Below are 255 nucleotides of genomic sequence, written 5' to 3' on the forward strand. Positions count from 1 at the left end.
CTGCGAGCCCTTTACGCCCAATAATTCCGGACAACGCTTGCCACCTACGTATTACCGCGGCTGCTGGCACGTAGTTAGCCGTGGCTTTCTGGTTAGGTACCGTCAAGGTGCCGCCCTATTCGAACGGCACTTGTTCTTCCCTAACAACAGAGCTTTACGATCCGAAAACCTTCATCACTCACGCGGCGTTGCTCCGTCAGACTTTCGTCCATTGCGGAAGATTCCCTACTGCTGCCTCCCGTAGGAGTCTGGGCC

Annotated in this window: 1 rRNA gene; it reads right to left on the reverse strand. The window is 55.7% G+C overall.

Features of this window, described 5'->3' with window-relative positions:
• Window positions 1-255 (reverse strand): 16S ribosomal RNA (locus tag WA279_RS20840); the annotation flags it as partial.

This window comes from Bacillus sp. 204(2023) (assembly GCF_037027505.1).
In the GTDB taxonomy this organism is placed as follows: Bacteria; Bacillota; Bacilli; order Bacillales; family Bacillaceae; genus Bacillus; species Bacillus subtilis.